The sequence below is a fragment of the Kiloniella litopenaei genome (assembly GCF_000982415.1).
GTDB lineage: Bacteria > Pseudomonadota > Alphaproteobacteria > Kiloniellales > Kiloniellaceae > Kiloniella > Kiloniella litopenaei.
Genome location: NZ_LANI01000025.1, coordinates 63,335 through 80,323 on the forward strand (window position 1 = coordinate 63,335; position 16,989 = coordinate 80,323).

At 45.5% G+C, this 16,989-nt stretch carries 15 protein-coding genes; 11 read left to right on the forward strand and 4 right to left on the reverse strand.

Annotation, left to right across the window (positions count from 1 at the left end; translation table 11 throughout):
- Window positions 1-233: 233 nt before the first annotated feature.
- The 6 genes from WH95_RS16510 (at window position 234) to WH95_RS16535 (ending at window position 7,093) form a co-directional block, all read left to right on the forward strand.
- The gene (locus tag WH95_RS16510) at window positions 234-725 is read left to right on the forward strand and encodes a hypothetical protein (protein ID WP_157845991.1); all 492 of its coding nucleotides are present in this window, start codon (window positions 234-236) and stop codon (window positions 723-725) included.
- 454 nt (window positions 726-1,179) lie between these two features.
- Window positions 1,180-2,388 (forward strand): M24 family metallopeptidase, encoded by a 1,209-nt coding sequence (locus WH95_RS16515; RefSeq protein WP_046509339.1) that lies wholly within the window; start codon window positions 1,180-1,182, stop codon window positions 2,386-2,388.
- A gap of 193 nt (window positions 2,389-2,581) precedes the next feature.
- A complete protein-coding gene (locus tag WH95_RS16520) occupies window positions 2,582-3,040 on the forward strand; it encodes a carboxymuconolactone decarboxylase family protein (protein ID WP_204247815.1) in 459 nt (152 codons plus the stop codon).
- Between the two features lie 15 nt (window positions 3,041-3,055).
- Window positions 3,056-3,973: an RNA polymerase sigma factor SigJ gene (gene sigJ, locus WH95_RS16525; protein WP_046509341.1), complete on the forward strand. Its 918-nt coding sequence runs from the start codon at window positions 3,056-3,058 to the stop codon at window positions 3,971-3,973.
- Between the two features lie 126 nt (window positions 3,974-4,099).
- The gene (locus WH95_RS16530) at window positions 4,100-4,966 is read left to right on the forward strand and encodes a LysR substrate-binding domain-containing protein (protein WP_046509343.1); all 867 of its coding nucleotides are present in this window, start codon (window positions 4,100-4,102) and stop codon (window positions 4,964-4,966) included.
- A 159-nt stretch (window positions 4,967-5,125) separates the two neighbouring features.
- Window positions 5,126-7,093, forward strand: a complete 1,968-nt coding sequence (locus WH95_RS16535) for an acetoacetate--CoA ligase (protein WP_046509345.1) — start codon at window positions 5,126-5,128, stop codon at window positions 7,091-7,093.
- Window positions 7,094-7,191: 98 nt separating this feature from the next.
- Here WH95_RS16535 and WH95_RS16540 read toward each other — a convergent pair whose 3' ends face one another.
- Together WH95_RS16540 and WH95_RS16545 are read right to left on the reverse strand one after the other, a co-directional pair.
- On the reverse strand, window positions 7,192-9,105 hold the full coding sequence (locus WH95_RS16540) for a hybrid-cluster NAD(P)-dependent oxidoreductase (RefSeq protein WP_046509347.1): 1,914 nt from the start codon (window positions 9,103-9,105) through the stop codon (window positions 7,192-7,194).
- A 178-nt stretch (window positions 9,106-9,283) separates the two neighbouring features.
- A complete protein-coding gene (locus WH95_RS16545) occupies window positions 9,284-9,973 on the reverse strand; it encodes an SOS response-associated peptidase (protein WP_046509349.1) in 690 nt (229 codons plus the stop codon).
- Window positions 9,974-10,190: 217 nt separating this feature from the next.
- Here WH95_RS16545 and WH95_RS16550 point away from each other — a divergent pair, with 217 nt between their 5' ends.
- Both WH95_RS16550 and WH95_RS16555 read left to right on the forward strand, forming a co-directional pair.
- Entirely contained in the window at window positions 10,191-10,595 is a 405-nt protein-coding gene (locus WH95_RS16550; protein ID WP_052742100.1) for a hypothetical protein, read from the forward strand.
- Between the two features lie 231 nt (window positions 10,596-10,826).
- A complete protein-coding gene (locus WH95_RS16555; RefSeq protein ID WP_046509351.1) occupies window positions 10,827-11,399 on the forward strand; it encodes a hypothetical protein in 573 nt (190 codons plus the stop codon).
- A 78-nt stretch (window positions 11,400-11,477) separates the two neighbouring features.
- On the opposite strand, the gene WH95_RS16560 is transcribed toward WH95_RS16555, so the two are convergent.
- Entirely contained in the window at window positions 11,478-11,777 is a 300-nt protein-coding gene (locus WH95_RS16560; RefSeq protein WP_046509353.1) for a PilZ domain-containing protein, read from the reverse strand.
- A gap of 362 nt (window positions 11,778-12,139) precedes the next feature.
- On the opposite strand from WH95_RS16560, the gene WH95_RS16570 reads away from it, so the two are divergent.
- Both WH95_RS16570 and WH95_RS16575 read left to right on the forward strand, forming a co-directional pair.
- Complete coding sequence (locus WH95_RS16570; protein ID WP_046509357.1) at window positions 12,140-12,778, forward strand: glutathione S-transferase family protein; 639 nt, start codon at window positions 12,140-12,142, stop codon at window positions 12,776-12,778.
- A gap of 251 nt (window positions 12,779-13,029) precedes the next feature.
- Window positions 13,030-14,427 carry an MFS transporter gene (locus tag WH95_RS16575; RefSeq protein ID WP_052742101.1) on the forward strand — a complete coding sequence of 466 codons (1,398 nt, stop codon included), beginning with the start codon at window positions 13,030-13,032 and terminating at the stop codon, window positions 14,425-14,427.
- A 38-nt stretch (window positions 14,428-14,465) separates the two neighbouring features.
- On the opposite strand, the gene recQ is transcribed toward WH95_RS16575, so the two are convergent.
- The gene (gene recQ, locus WH95_RS16580; RefSeq protein ID WP_046509359.1) at window positions 14,466-16,307 is read right to left on the reverse strand and encodes a DNA helicase RecQ; all 1,842 of its coding nucleotides are present in this window, start codon (window positions 16,305-16,307) and stop codon (window positions 14,466-14,468) included.
- 187 nt (window positions 16,308-16,494) lie between these two features.
- Here recQ and WH95_RS16585 point away from each other — a divergent pair, with 187 nt between their 5' ends.
- Complete coding sequence (locus tag WH95_RS16585) at window positions 16,495-16,905, forward strand: Hpt domain-containing protein (protein ID WP_157845992.1); 411 nt, start codon at window positions 16,495-16,497, stop codon at window positions 16,903-16,905.
- Window positions 16,906-16,989: the final 84 nt, after the last annotated feature.

Genomic DNA, 16,989 nt, shown 5'->3' on the forward strand with positions numbered 1-16,989 from the left:
AATACTCATTATATAACGATATAACATAACATAATTTTTAAGCAAGATATCTAAATCGGCAAAATTTATCAAAATAATGTTGGTTCATCGGGGGCATTTAATGAAAGGAAATGAGTTAGATATTTTATTAATTATTAATATTTATCATTTGGTTATTAGGTGAAATATCTTCGAAAGTTATGACTGTGGCCAAGTCTCTTGTTTTATCTGTTCTCATTTTTGTGGGCGCATTTTTGAGTGTGTTTATAAATGCCTATGCAGATACAAATCTTGTCGTTCCTTTTACACAAAAGCTTGAGACTTCTATCAGTAACAAACGTGTGCTTTTGGTTAAGAGTGGAGAAGCGGTCACAAAATTTCGAGTTAAAGATCTTGAGCAGTTATCTCTGTATGAAGCCTCTGTCCCCCCCATTTGGGTAAATGAAGCTGGCAAGTATCAGGGTGTGCTTTTATTGGATATTTTAAAGGCCGCAGATATGGATGGTGTGAAGCGGGTTAAATTGGTTGCGTTAAATGGTTACGCAATTGATTTGGCACTTTCGAAGTGGCCTGGCAAATGTCTATTTATAGCAACAAGGCATCTGATGCGTGAAATCAGGGTTGAGATGAAGGGGCCAACGCGCCTTCTTATCCCTTGTATGATAGATCCGGACGGCAAAAATTACGCTGAAATTTCAACTGCAAACTGGATTTGGAATCTAAAAGAGATTCACGTGCTTGACTAATATCAAGCTAGGGAAATTCTGATAATTACCTATCTTATTTTAATGGCAAAACGCGGATAAATGCCTGTTTGATTGGCGGCGCTAATTAATAAGTGATTGTTTTCTTTTGGCATTAAGGGAAATAATTTTAAGTCCTTAAAATATATAAAAATTTACACAAAATTAGCCTAATAAATTCTTGTTGCGTAAGTGGTCTTCTTTGGCCTAAGCAGGGAACGTTACAGTGATTGTGGGCGGTTTGTAATAATGCTGTTGTTCCCAATCCATTTGCGCTTGAGCCGCAACTTTTCCCTTAAAAGACTGCTGGCTTGCGTACCGAGGGTCACCTTCCCCCGAAGGTGGCCCTCATTCATTTATTTTTTTAATATTTAAATTGATATTATAAATTATTTTTATGTGTAGTTCTTTGATACCAATAGGGTGAAAATTAATTCCCTAATTATTGGAGTCAGCAATGGAACGCACACTGCGCATCCGTAATGGAGAAAAAGTACAAGGCACATTTTCCAGAGTAGAAATGGAACGCCGTATCAGTAATTTGCGTCGGCATATGGCTGATAACGATATTGATGCCGTGGTTCTGACCTCTTATCACAATATCAATTACTTCAATGATTTTGTGTACTGTGCTTTTGGACGCCCTTATGGCTTGATTGTTACTCAGGACAAACATATTTCGGTAACTGCGAATATTGACGGTGGACAGCCGTGGAGACGCAGCTTTGATGACAATGTTATCTATACGGATTGGCAAAAAGATAACTATTTTTATGCGATCAAAGATGAACTGTCAGGGCAAAGCCTGGGGCGTGTAGGTCTGGAGTTCGACCATATTAACATTGATAATAAAAACAAGATGGCAGCAGCCCTCGGTAGTCCAGAGTTTGTGGATATTGGCGCGCCGACCATGCGCATGCGGATGATCAAGTCTGTAGAAGAAATCGAGATCATCAAGCATGGTGCAGCAACAGCCGATATTGGTGGTGCGGCCTGCGCAGAGGCTATTGCCGTTGGTGTTCCAGAGCATGAAGTTGCCCTGCATTCAACACAGGCAATGATCCGGCATATTGCAAAGACCTTTCCCAATGCAGAACTGATGGATACCTGGACCTGGTTTCAGTCTGGCATCAATACGGACGGTGCCCATAATCCGGTGACCAGTCGCAAGATTGAATCGGGCGATATTCTGAGTTTGAACTGTTTCCCGATGATTGCCGGATACTACACGGCGCTTGAGAGAACACTTTTTGCCGAATATGTGTCTGATGCGCATATGAAATACTGGCAAGCCAACATTGAAGTTCATGAAGCTGGGCTGGAATTGATCAAACCTGGCGTTCGGTGCTGTGATATTGCGCTTGAACTCAACGAAATCTTCAAAAAACACGATATGCTTCAGTACCGGACCTTTGGTTATGGCCACTCCTTCGGAACGTTAAGCCATTACTATGGTCGCGAAGCCGGGCTGGAACTGCGTGAAGATGTGGAAACGGTTCTGGAACCCGGCATGGTTGTTTCAATGGAGCCAATGATCATGATTGAAGAAGGTAACCCGGGCGCTGGTGGTTACCGCGAACATGATATCTTGGTTGTGGGTGAAAGTGGTGCAGAAAACATCACCAAATTCCCTTATGGCCCAGAGCATAACATTATCAGTCACTAAATATCTTCCCCTGTCTAAAATGAGTTCTATCTGAAAGTTTTCATCTATTGAAAACTCAGATGCCTCAAACTTTAAACCCGGCATGTTGGTGCCGGGTTTTCTTTTTGGTGAAGTATTTAAATAATAGATGTCACATTAATGGTTCACCAAGCGTCATATTCCTGAAAGCAACATCAAAAAGAACAAAGGAAATATGATGATGACAACTTCTTCCGTACCGATGACATCTGAAAAACCTGTTATACATGAAAAAAATGATCCCAAACTAATGGGATACCTAGGTCAGGTTCATGTGATGATGGCTGAGCGTGGTTTGGAACACTCGCTTTCTGCTCTCATTGAATTACGGGCATCTCAAATAAATCAATGCGCCTATTGCGTCGATATGCACATATCTGACGCGCGAAAAGCAGGCGTCAGTCAGGATAAGCTGGATAAAGTGATTGTTTGGCGTCATGTGGATATATTTAGTGCACCAGAGCGTGCTGCTTTGGCGTGGACCGAAGCATTGACAGCATTAGATAGACAAACAGATTATGCCAAACTGCGTTCTGAGTTGCGTAAACATTTTTCTGACAGGGAAATTACATTAATTACGACAGATATCGGGATGATTAATCTGTGGAACCGTATACAGATATCCAAGCATTGATATGAGAATGTTTATATGACGCTTGAGAATAAGACAGATGTATTTGAGCAAACGCGGCCCCGTCTTATGGGGCTCGCGTATCGTTTGTTGGGTTCTTTAAGTGATGCACAGGATATTGTGCAGGATACCTATTTAAAATGGGTCTCTTATTCCGGTCCGGAGATAGAAAACCCTATTGGCTGGTTGTCACGTGTGTGCACTAATCGTTGTTTGGACCAACTAAAGTCTGCGAACCATCAAAGGCTGGATTACATTGGTTCATGGATACCTGATCAAATTCAAACAGAGTTTGAAGCGAGCGCAGAAGAACAAGCTGAAATTGCGTCATCTTTGACAACTGCCTTTCTTTTGTTGTTGGAAAGATTGACGCCAAAAGAGAGAGCGGCATATCTGCTACATGATGTGTTTTCAATGCCATTTGAAGAAGTTGCCCGCATTTTGGATATGCAATCAGCAAATTGTCGTAAGTTGGCAGCGCGTGCCCGTGATTATGTCGCAAAAAATAATGTACGACATGTGCCGGAAAAACAGCATCAGGAGAAGCTGCTAAATGCTTTTCAGAAAGCGATAAAGACCGGAGATGTTGAAATACTGGGCAGCATGCTGCGGGCAGATAGTGATTTGCGTGCGGATAGTGGTGGTAAGGTGCAGGCTGTGCGGGATGTAATCGTTGGTCATGATGCAATTTGTCGATTCATTACAGATATTTTATCTAATGCATGGAGGCAAATGGAGATCAAAACACAAGTACTTAATGGTACTTTGGGGTTGGTAATTATTGATGAAGGTAAAATGCATGCCGCGCTGTCATTTGGATATGATGCAAAAGGGAAGGTAAGTCAGATATATATCATGCGGCACCCTGTGAAATTGAAGCAAATGATTTCAGCAAAAGGCATTGTGTCAACATCAGGAGCAATATCTTGGGGCTGATAAGCTCTTTATCAGGTCTAAAAACGGCTTACACTGAACAGACTTTGTTCCTGTTATAAAATATTGATAGGCTTTATCTTATCAATAAAACGAATTCAGATTGCCAGCTAATGTGTTTTCCGTGCCATGATTAATATCCCGACCGATCTCTTGCGTACCTTTTCTACTGTGAATGATTTGGGCAGCATAACCCGTGCAGCAGAGACACTGGGGCGTTCGCAACCAGCTATAAGTCTTCAGCTGCAACGGTTGGAAGATCTGCTGGAAGTATCGCTTTTTAGTCGAAGCGGACGAAAGATAACGCTAACGGAAGAGGGCGAAATTCTGCGGGGGTATGCCAAGCAGATTTTGGCGCAGAATGACGAGGTGATTTCCAGGCTGAAAACCCCGAAAGTGGGGGGTATTGTCCGGGTTGGTTTGCCGAATGACTTTGCTGTGTCGCTGTTGCCGACAATCCTTGGCGGTTTTACCAGTGCGCACGACGGAATCACCTTGGAAGTTGATTGCGGCATAAGCCGTGATCTGATTAAGGCGGTGGACAAAAATGAATACGATGTGGTCATCGCCCTTTGTTCGGATACCCCTTCTTCATCGTTGGCAAAAACTTGGTCTGATCGTCTGGCATGGGTCGGGAATGGAGATGCGGCGCTGTTGGCGCAGGATACCTTGCCATTAATTGTCTATCCGCAGGGCTGTATCTATCGACAACGCTCGGTAGATGCGTTGAACAGGGCCGGAAAGAAATGGCGCATATCCTATTCCAGCCCCAGTCAATCAGGTATCGAAGCGGCGGTGAAGGCAGGCTTGGGCCTGACCGTTTTGTCTGAAAAAACAGTCCCGGGTAGTCTGGAGATCGTGCCTGTGGAGAATGGTTATCCGGGGCTGGCAGATGTCGAGGTTGGCCTGTTTTATCGCCAAGGTGATTTAAGCGAAGCCGGGCTGCGGTTGGTGAACTATATCACGGCCTCAATGGACGAACTGCATCAGGAATGATTACAGAGGGACGGACTAAATTTTTGCTATTATCTGGATTATCAAGGTGCGCAAAAATACGCATTTATATGCCATCCCTTGACGGTTGGTGTGCGGTGCAGCATAAATAATCTCTAATCAAAAACGAACCATAAAAAGTATCAGGGAGCGACAGGCAAAATGACTTCTGTGACCAAACCTCAGTGGGTACCAAGCGAAGATCGTGTACAAAATGCGATTGTCACTGATTTTATGGCCTGGCTGGATCGACAGGACAGAACAAAGGTGAATAGTTTCGCCGAACTGCATCACTGGTCTGTGAAAAACATTGCTGATTTTTGGTCTGCGGCCTGGGATTACTTTGACCTGCCCGGGGAAAAGGGGGCGCATGTCTATACGCGCAATGATCAGGATATCAAAGCAAGCGCATGGTTTTCACAGTCAAAGATAAACTTTGCAGAGACCCTGTTGCGGTATCGCGGAGATCAGGAAGCTCTTGTTTTTTGGGGCGAAAAAGGACGTCAAAGATCGCTGAGCCGGGATGAACTATATAATGAAGTTTCCCGTCTTGCTCAGGCGCTGCTCGCACAGGGAATTGAACCCGGTGATCGCGTCGCTGGATTGATGCCGAATATGCCCGAAGCAATCATTGCCATGCTTGCGACGACCGCCATCGGCGGTGTCTGGTCTTCGGCCTCACCGGATTTTGGGGCTCAGGGAATTCTGGACCGCTTTGGCCAGATTGCCCCAAAAGTGCTAATTGCCCCGGACAGCTATGACTATAACCTGAAAAATCACGACGTTTTGGGCAAGGTGACAGATGTCGTTAAAGATATCCCTGCGATTGAAAGAGTTGTCGTTATTTCCTGGTCGGGCGCTGATCTGGATTTATCCGGGGTGCCAAATGCGGTCGACATGCGGGATTTTGTCGATCCTTACCAGCCGACAGAAATAACCTTTTCCCGACAGGGGTTTGATCATCCTCTCTACATTATGTTCTCTTCCGGAACCACCGGAGCACCCAAGTGTATCGTTCATCGGGCAGGTGGTGCACTGATGAAGCAGTTGGTTGAGCACAAATTCCACGGTGATTTGAAAGAAAACGATCGCCTGTTTTACTTTACTACCTGTGGGTGGATGATGTGGAACTGGTTTGCCGCCGGGCTGGGCTGTGGCGCAACCCTGATCTGTTATGATGGATCGCCATTTGCGGGCAGTCCGACAATTCTCTTTGATCTGGCAGAGCAGGAAAACGTCACCCACTTCGGGACGTCGCCAAAGTATCTGGATACCTTGAAAAAAGCTGGCGAAAGCCCAATTCAAAAATACAAGTTACCAGCACTTCGGGCGATTTTTTCAACCGGATCTCCGCTGTTACCCGAAGGTTTCGATTTCGTTTATGAGCATGTGAAGGCAGACGTCCAGTTGGCATCCATTGCGGGCGGAACGGACATTTTGGGCTGTTTTATGCTCGGGAACCCCATTGGGCCTGTCTATCGGGGTGAGATACAAACACCTGCACTGGGGTGCGCAGTTGCAGCCTTTAGTGATGAGGGCAAGCCCGTTGCAGATGATCGTGGCGAGCTGGTTTGTACGGAACCTTTCCCTTCCATGCCGCTTTGCTTTTGGGGTGATGAAGACGGATCCCGTTATAACAAAGCGTATTTTGAACGCTTTGATAATATCTGGACCCATGGTGATTTTCTTGAGGTTACGGAAAACGGTGGTCTCATTATTCATGGTCGCTCTGATGCAACGCTTAATCCCGGTGGTGTTCGTATTGGGACAGCCGAGATCTATCGTCAGGTCGAAACATTGGAAGAAATTCGTGAGGCGATTGTCGTTGGCCAAAACTGGGACGGGGATGTCCGCGTGGTCCTTTGCGTTATTTTGCAAGATGGCATTTCAGGTCTCAGTGAAGAGCTGATCAAGAAGATAAAAACCAGAATTAGAACGGGCTGTACACCGCGTCATGTTCCGGCAAAGGTTGTTGCGGTTGCAGACATTCCGCGAACGAGATCTGGTAAAATTACCGAGCTGGCCGTGCGTGATATTATCAATGGTCGCGAGGTGGGGAATAAGGAAGCACTTGCTAACCCTGAAGCCTTGGACCTCTACCGAAACATCCCGGCACTACAGGAAGATTAACTGTTATATAAAACAGGCCCCCTTTGTAAATGATATACAAAGGGGGCCTGTTCTCTGTTTAAATTTAACTGTTTAATTCTTGAAATTGCGAGGTGAAATCAAAGATCAACTTCAATATCGCTTTTTGCAAAGCTGCAGCAGGCGAGAAAGAGGTTGTTCTTTGTATCTTCCTCACTTAATCCCATCGCGTTTGGTGCTGTAATCTCACCGCTTTTCAGTTCGCTTTTACAGGTGCCACACAGCCCGCCCCGACAGCTATAGGGAATGTCAATGCCGGCGGCTTCAGCAGCATCCAGAACAGCCTGGTTTCCTTTTATCTCTGCAGTGACACCTGATTTGGAGAAGTGGATTGCATAGCTTGCGGCTGATCCATCTTCAGGGGGCAGGGTTGGTTCGATGGTAAAGCTTTCCTGATTGTACTGATTTTCTGGAAGGCCACTGTCCATCAGGTGCGCTTGTACGGTGGTCATAAATTGATCAGGACCACAGACGAACACATCACGTTCCAGATAGTCCGGGCAAACTTCCTTGAGTATTTTAGGTGATATCCGCCCCTTGATGCCATGTTCAACCAAACTGGAGGAAGGAACGCCTTGCGTTGTGTTGTAAGAGAGATTTAACCCAGAGAACTGTTGTGAGAGTAATGATAGCTCGGGCCAGGCAATAAGGTCATCAACAGTGTGAGCAGAATGGTGGAAATGGATGTCATAATCCAGACCTGTATCCGTGATGAAACGCGTCATGGAAAGCATTGGTGTTATGCCTGATCCGCCAGAAATCATCAGAACTTTTTTCTTCTGGTTTTCTTGTAAATGGAAAACACCGGCGGGGCCAATTGCTTCTAGGCTAGAGCCGACGGTTACATGATCATGCAGCCAGTTGGAAACCCGTCCGCCTTTGACACGTTTGACCGTAATCGTAACAGTGTCGGGGCGTGACGGCGTTGATGAAATGGTATAGCAACGGGTGACAACTTCGCCATTAATGGGAATATGCAGGGTTAAAAACTGTCCGGGCTGATAGGAAAAACGCCTTACCGGATCAGATGTGAATTTAAAGGTTTTCACATCCTTGGTTTCATCAATAACCTGCACACACCTTAGCAATATCGGATTTTGATCAAAGGTTTCTGACGACTTGGGTTTCAGATGTGCCGTGATACGAGACGATTTGGGTGTCCAGTTATCGATGTAATGCGGTTTTGTTTTTGTTTTTAGTATTTCGACAGGATCACCAACCTGAATAGTGCCTGTATTGAGGGGAATCATATTTTCCCCGAAAATAACGTCTTTACCGTCTTGAACTTGCCGGAACTGGGTGAGTGTTTTCAGAGGTTCTAGAATTTTATCTGCTGCATGGGCAAAGGGATCAACCGTTGTAAAAACGCAGCGCGCACAGGGTTTTGGTAACTCGAATTTGACATCACCAATCCTGATCAGGGACCACCCATCCTCTTCAAATGGCAAGGTGCCGCTGACGGTTATGTTGGGGCGGAAATTGGCCATGGAAACGGGAGCAAGCAAACGTCTGTTTAACTCAGCGAGTGAGCTTTCAGATGTTATCAAAAGCGGAAAGCCATCAGCAAAACCGACATCATTTTCGGGATGCTGTTTGATAAAACGTTCAGATCTGTTGCCGAAATAGAGCAGCTTCATTGGTTCGCCGAGAAGATCGCTTATCCATGCATCGGCCTGAATACCACATTCCTGCCCAATAAGATCCGTCCCCCAGACATTACTGCTTTGATATGTATCGGCAAAGCTTTCCGGGTCGAGCGTAATAGGGGCTCTATCTTCGTGAGTCAGGGTTAAAAGTGCGCCATGATAAGTGCTCTTGATCGCTGTGATCTTCGGGTGTGTTCGCCCGGTCACAAAAGTGCCGTCAGGTTTTGTGATCAGATATCGGCGGTCCCCGGCCAGACCAGCTGTCAAAACAGATGCCTTGGACATTGAGATACCGGCAACAGATTTAACGGGATAAATCAAGAGATCACTGACAACTGCTTTGGTCATTGTAGGGCCTTTTCTTGGATGGGAATTGCTAGGAATGTTTAATGATAGTGCGCTGTTTTGAAAGAGAACAGAGCAAGAGACGAAATATATTTTTTAAATATTTTTCGGGGCCTGATTTTCCGTGTTGATGGAAAATAAAGCCAATAAACGATGATTTGTCATCGTTGGTTGCCTAAGGTCAAAAAAGCTGTGCTTGTTGGATTTGGGGTTCATGGCAGGCAGGGCCTTCATTGCGCGCGTTATTTACGTAGCTTGTCACGGGTGTTGCTTTGAGACTGTTAATTGGAAGGGGTTTCAACAGATCGTGTCCTCCTTTGAAAAGCCATGTATTGTAATCTTTCCTTAGCACAATGACGGGCATGCGGTGGTGGATATGACAAATGTCGTGATTGGCTTCGGTTGTCAGAATCGCACAGGATTGTACTTCACTGCCATCGGCGCCGAGCCAATCATCCCAAATTCCCGCAAAGGCAAAGGGCGCATTGTTTGTTTGTGTGATGTAGTATCCTTGCTTTGCAGATGTTGTGGCCGCCTGTCCGGTGCTACGACTTTGCCACTCATAAAATCCATCGGCGGGAATCAGGCACCGTCTTCCGCGAAAAGGCCCCTTGAACGAAGGCTTGTCATTGACCGTTTCGCTACGGGCGTTGTGCATCGGGTTGTTGAGATTCGGTTCTTTAACCCAGTTTGGAATTAACCCCCAACGATGGAGGGTAAAGTGTTTCCTTTTGTCTGACCCCAAAACCACGACAGCAACAGGCTGAGTAGGGCAGATGTTGTATCGTTCTTCCAAATTTGGTCGTTCGGGAAAGTCCATAAGGTCGCTTAGATCAGCGATTGGGGTGGTTAAAGCAAAACGTCCGCACATGACTAAGAAATACTAATCCTTGAAAATTCGTGTCCAACTTACCAGCTTTTTTACGGGAAGAAACCATCTCTTGTGATGGGCAGTTGAGCCTTATTTTGTGATTGTGGAATGCCAGAGTTTCATTTTTGCGCTTCTTGATCTATACCCTTGCTTCAAACAAAGGTGTTTTTTGACGCAGGATAGCCTCTGCAACGAATTGTAATACGGGATCGAAACGATGATTTTTGGGTTTTTTGGGCGAAAAAAAGAAATCCATATGATCGATGACGGGTTGAAACGCACAGGTACCTTCAGTGCTGTTGTTCCCGATGCTGTTAAGCTGACGTTGTGGCGCCTGGCAAAGGATCGCGGTCTTCTTAAGGATGATTCGGAAGCGGCTCTGCATGATTTGGCGGGTTTCCTGAGTTACTGTATCCTGGGGCAGGAAGATTTCGAAGATTTTAACGGTCCCGAGGATGCAAAGGAAATGTTGCGCCGCTTGGAGATGGTGAAGATTTTCGAAGATGGTATTGATGCAGAAATTGTTCTGTTGACTTTACATGCGGGATTGGCGGATGAAACCACCGCCGGGCGCTATTCCATAGAAACCGAAGATGGTTTGGCAGATGCCAAGTCGAACTAAGGCAGTGTCTTCGCAAGGGCCTTTGCAGAATAAAATGGGAAGAATTGTCTTTGGCTAAGATTTTTTACTATTTGATGTGGATATTTTTTATCCCCTTTATTCTATTGCTTAATGTGATCGAAGGGAAAGGGAAGTACCCAGTGAAACAGCCAAAGCGTGCTGAAGCTTCAAAACCAAAAAATCAAACAAAGTAAAAGCAAATAAATGAAATTTACTGCCTAAGAGCCAGAATTGGCGTATACTGGGCAGCTTGGAAATAAATTAAAGGGAATTAAGACCATTAGTGAGGGATTTTCAGAAGCAGAGCGTATCAGGTTCCACAATCTTCTTCAGGTTGCGGCCCTAAGCCCTTATGACGGAGAAAGAGAGAATGCTCTTGCTGCGGCTAAACGCATGGCCGCAAAACATAATATGTCTTTGGAAGAAGCTGCAGAAGGTGGCCCGAGAGACGAACCTAAACAAAAGGCGCGTCGGGCTTCTTATAGTATGTCGGCGACTGAACGCGTTTTTGCCAATTCTCTTCATTTGATGGATTCCCACCTGGCACAAGAAAAGGCCCGTCACGAAGCCGCATTAAAAGCAGCCTATGAACGCGGTCTGGCAAAAGACGACAAGCCTCAAAAATCTTTGGGAAGCCCTGTAAAAGTCAGAAACAGAAAACCGCGTGGCATGCCCCCTAAAATTCATGCTGCAGTCCTGTTGAGAGAAACAGAGTTATCTATTCGTGAAATTTCAAGTATTACAGGCCTGGATGTGTACAAGGTCACGGCCTTGAAGCTTAAAAACAGAAAGCCAGCCGCCTAGAATAACAAGTTTATTAATGGATTTTATGTTCCCTAAAACCTTATAGGCTGAAACATAACAGCAAAGAATGTTCCTGTTTTAGATATTGGTAAAAAGGGCCCCTTGACGATGGTCGTGGACTGGGGGGGTATGGGGATGACCGTCTCTGAATTGAATACCGACACCATCCCAGGCATGCCGGACAACTGTGCCTGAATACCTGCCCAAACTACTTAAATCCAACTCGACAACAGTACCAATCGGCGGACGGCAAAAGGTTTCCAGAAAAAGGCCATTTCCTGAAAGGTTTTGAACGGAGCAAGGATGCCAAGAACCATCAATGCCTAATGAGGCGTTGTCCCCGGCGGCATACCTTTTATATTGGCGGTTTTCTATCATCTACTGCATTTGTACCTAATCTTATGAACTACCAATGATTCTAGGTACTAATCCTTACCAATTCCTTTCAAATAGAGGGCATTTACTCTGCAATTTGTGTGATTTTTGTGAACTTTGAATCCTATGATTGTTTAACTGATACTAATTCACAGTTTTGTGTGCATGGATCGCTTTTTTTATAACAGTTATATCTTGACCGAAAAGCATTGATGACAGATGTCTAATATAGAAATTTAAAGCCTCATTGTGACCTTTTGCTGTCGCCAAGTTTTGTTGATTGGTTTTGTCGCTTTCGTTGACAAATTTTGAGCCGAGACAACAAGCTGTCAACAGGTGATATTTCAGAATAGGAATAGCTTCTAATGTATAAACTGCACTATTTTCCAGGCAACGCCAGTATTGCTCCGCATATGTTGATGGAAGAGCTGGGTGTTGACTATGAACTGGTCTATGTGGACCGTAACAAGCAGGCCCATAAAAGTCCGGAATATCTTGCCTTGAACCCTTCTGGACGTATTCCTGTGCTTGAAGACGGTGCTATGGTTATCTCAGAGACTGCGGCGATTTGTTTACACCTTGCGGATCGACACCCCGAAGGTCGTATGGCCCCTGATATTGCCACGCCGGAACGCGCCAAGTTTTATCAATGGTTGATGTTTTTGACCAATACGATCCAGACTGAATTTCTGGTTTATTATTATTCTGAACGTTATAGCAGTGATTCGTCAGACGCACAGGCTATTAAAGAGGCAGCCGAGCAGCGCCTTATCGGTTATTTTGAAATTGTCGAAGCTCAGCTAGCAAAAAAAGGCCCTTATATGATGGGTAAAGCGGTCTCATTCCTGGACTTTTATCTTTTGATGCTTTGTCGCTGGGGGCGTTTTCTCTCCACAAAGCCAAGTGAGATGAAACACCTGGGAAAGCACATCAAATTGATAAGCAAGCACCCGGCTGTATTGCGAACTTTTGAGCAAGAAGGTCTGGAAGCACCCTTTGCTTAAATAAGAGCATCTAAATGCACGTTTCAGATGGTGGCCGATAATTGGACATCAGCCGCCATTATGAATCACGACCATTTTCGGGACGGAAAGATTAATCATTAAATTTTGTAAAATGAGGACCTATTTGCACTTTGTCCCGTTCAAGTGGCGAACAGAGAAACGAAAAGTCGCAACTAAGGTAGAATTATCTTAATAAATATTCTCTAGTGGTGGGAATGGATTTTGGTACCTGGTGCCTAAGGGAATAATAAATGTTATCAGCCATCACTAATTCGTGGGCACTTTTGCTCGGTATTGCTTTTCTTATGCTGGGCAATGGCTTGCAAAGTACAGTGTTGAGTGTACGTGGATCTATCGAAGGGTTCTCGACCGAATCAATTGGTGCTGTGATGACCTGTTATTTTATCGGGTATCTTGCTGGATCATTTGTGACGCCTAAGGTTCTTGCCAATGTCGGGCATGTTCGTGTTTTTGCGGCATTGGCTTCTCTGTCTTCTGCATCGGCTTTGTTACATGCTGTTTTTATTGATCCCTATACCTGGGGGGCGATGCGCCTAATTACCGGATTTTGTTTTGCTGGTTTATATATCGTTGCTGAAAGCTGGTTGAATGACAGCTCTACCAATGAAACCCGTGGACAGTTATTGGCTATCTATATGGTCGTTGTGTATGGCGCTATGGGACTAGGACAGCTTTTGATTAATATTTCTGACCCCGGTAGCTTCTTGCCGTTTATTTTAATGTCAGTGCTTGTTTCCCTGGCGCTTATTCCAACAACTCTTACGGTTGCACAGGTTCCAACATTTGAATCTCCAACACCTGTTGGTCTCAAGCGGCTTTTTAAAATTTCTCCATTGGGGTTTGTTTGCGCGTTTGGGGTTGGCGTTGTGCAGGCACAAATTTTTGGCGCAGGTGCAATCTATGCCAAAGAACTTGAAATGGATACGGTTGATATCTCTGTTTTTATGGCAACGATGTCTATTGGCGGGGTTGCATTACAATGGCCGATTGGCCGGGTTTCTGACCATTTTGATAGACGTAAGGTTCTAATCGTTGTGGCCCTTCTTGCTGGATTAATTGCCTTATCAATGGGCTTTTTCTCTGGCCCTCAAGCAACAGTATGGTTTCTGGGTAGTGCTTTTTTATTTGGTGCACTTTGTTTGCCTTTGTATTCATTGGCGATTGCGCATACCAACGACTATTTGGACGCGTCTGAGATTGTGGGAGCCACGAGTGCCCTGATTGTTATTGGGGGCATTGGGGCAATTGTTGGACCGATTATCAGCACGTTCTTGATGGGGCAGTTGGGGCCTAACGCCTTTGTCTATAGTATGTCATTGACGTTGTTGATGATTGTGGCTTTTGGCGTGTTCCGGATGACACAACGTAGTTCTGTTCCGATTGAGGAACAGGGTGATTATATCGCGGTGCCTGCGGAATCATCGACAATGGTTGTCGCGATGACCCCAGAAGGCGAAGAGTGGTACGAAGAAGTTATCGCCGAGGCTGAGGGTGATGGATCTGATATCACTGTTGGTGATGAAGACACCGAGTCCGATATCCTGGAAGACGGCCCCGCATTCTGGGAAGAAGATTCTTCTTCTGAAGAGGAAGTGATCAAGGTCGAGAATGCAGTTAAAAATGATTAGATTTTTGATCATCAAAAACGGGTCACAATAGTTGTAAATTATGACCTGTTTTCGTTGATTACCTCTAGGAAGATGTCGGCATAACGTTCGAGTTTACGTTTACCCACGCCCGGAACCTTTGCCATATCGCCCAGATCAACCGGGCGTGCCATGACCATTTCTAGAAGAGTCTTGTCATTAAAGATTACATAGGGGGGGACACCCTGATCTTTGGCCAGTTCAAGGCGCTTTGCTCTTAAGGTCTGGAACAGTGCTTCGTCGTTTGGATCGTCAATCGTCGCAGCCGGGCCAAATGACTTCTTATAATGACTGCGAAGTGATGCACGGGTTTTCTTTGCCGGGTCGCGGCGGAACCACACTGTTTTCTCGCCCCGTAAAACCGGGCGGCAATCTTCGCCGAGTTGGAAAGAGCCATGTCCTTCCATATCCACCTTCAGATAACCCAATGCAACCAGTTGACGGAAGATCGATCGCCATTCCTGCTTTATAAACTCTTTGCCAATACCAAAGGTGCTTAATTGGTCGTGACCCAATTTTTCAATGCGTTCGGTTTTTGCGCCCAAAAGTACATCGATGACATGAGCCGAGCCAAAAATCTGTCCCGTACGATAGACGGTCGAGAGTGCTTTTTGCGCGGCTTCTGTTCCGTCAAAGCTTTCAACCGGTGTTAGACATGTATCGCAATTACCACAGGGTTCTATTGGGTTGTCATCAAAATATTCCAGCAGCACCTGACGGCGGCATCTCGTTGTTTCACAAAAGCCCAACAAGGCTTCCAGTTTTCTGTTTTCAATCCGCTTTTGTGCTTCGGGTGCATCGGATTGTGACGCCATATGATAAAGCCGGGCGACATCGTTCATGCTATAGATCATCCAGGCTTCTGCCGGAAGGCCGTCGCGTCCTGCGCGCCCTGTTTCCTGATAGTAGGCTTCCAGGCTTTTGGGTAGGTCCAGATGAATGACAAAGCGAACATCGGGTTTGTCTATGCCCATGCCAAAGGCAACAGTGGCAACCATGATGACGGCATCTTCCTTGAGGAAACGATCCTGATTGCCCGCCCTGATGTCTTTGGAAAGACCTGCATGGTAGGGCAAGGCATTGAAACCCTTTTCACTCAGGGACTGAGCGATTTCCTCGACCTTATTTCTGGACATGCAATAGACGATACCGGACTGTCCCGCATGTTCGCGTTCCAGTAAATCAGTCAGCTGTTTTTTTGGGGCGGCTTTCAGGCCAATTTTGTAACGAATGTTCGGTCTGTCAAATCCGGCAACAAAGGCGCGGGCGTCACTTAAATGAAGGCGCTCTTTGATATCCTGTCTGGTTGGTCCGTCTGCGGTTGCCGTTAGCGCTATCCGGGGAACCCAGGGAAAGCGCTCTTTTAAAAGACTGAGTTGCAGATATTCTGGTCTGAAATCGTGTCCCCACTGTGAAACACAATGGGCTTCATCAATGGCAAAAAGCGACAGGTCACACTGATCTAGAAGGTTTAGAAAACCATCAGTGAGAAGTTTTTCCGGGGCCACATAAACCATATCCAGCTCGCCGGATCTCATGCCCCGTTCAATGGCAAGTATCTCGCCATAGGGAAGAGTAGAATTTAAGGCGGCAGCTTTGACACCAAGTTGTTGAAGCGCAGTAACTTGATCCTGCATGAGGGCAATTAAGGGAGAGACCACAATAGCTAGGCCAGAACGGCACAGGGCCGGAATTTGATAGCATAGGGATTTACCGCCACCTGTCGGCATCAAGACAAGCGCATCACCACCATCAATGACATGATCAATGACAGCTTCCTGGTCGCCACGAAAGCTGTTGTATCCGAAAATACGACTAAGAATATCTTGTGCAGATGCTATTTGAGGGGTGATCGAATCCATGCTTGGCTTATAGCCAAGTCTGCCGTGGTTGGTCAAAAAGAGTTTGTTAAGATGTTATGATATATTATGCGTGTATAATTTGGTGTTTTCACACTTTTTGAGTGTTGTGTGCGCGTAAGTTTGTTGCCGTAAACCCATGTAACCACGTTCTGTTATTTAAAAACATTACCATGTGAAGGGTGTTGAAGTGTCTGGAACAAGCCAAACAAATTATGCAGATGCTGAACTTCTCGAGCTTTATCGATCCGGGATAGAAGAAGACTTCTCTACTTTGGAGAAGATTCTGAGTGATATTGAACAGAATTCGGACAGAACATTTGAAGCGATGGATCAGGCGCGGTGTATTGTTCACAATATGAAGGGGCAAGGAACCAGTTTTGGTTTTCCCCTTATGACACGACTTGGTGACAGTTTTTACATGCTGCTGAAGCATCAAGTGGCACAGAGAGAACTTCATCAATCAACAACCAAACTTTATGAAGCACACCTCAAAGCGATGCGGTCTGTGATTGAGAATGAAATCTCGGGCGATGGGCCTGAAATTTTTCAACAGGTCGCAGCCTCTCTTAAAGAAAAGGTGACCCAGGTTGTTGATTAGTTAATTTTGGCGATTTATAGACAAAAGAAAAAGCCCGGCGATAGAGCTCGCCGGGCTCAGACTGCTGACAAAGTCCTCGCAATT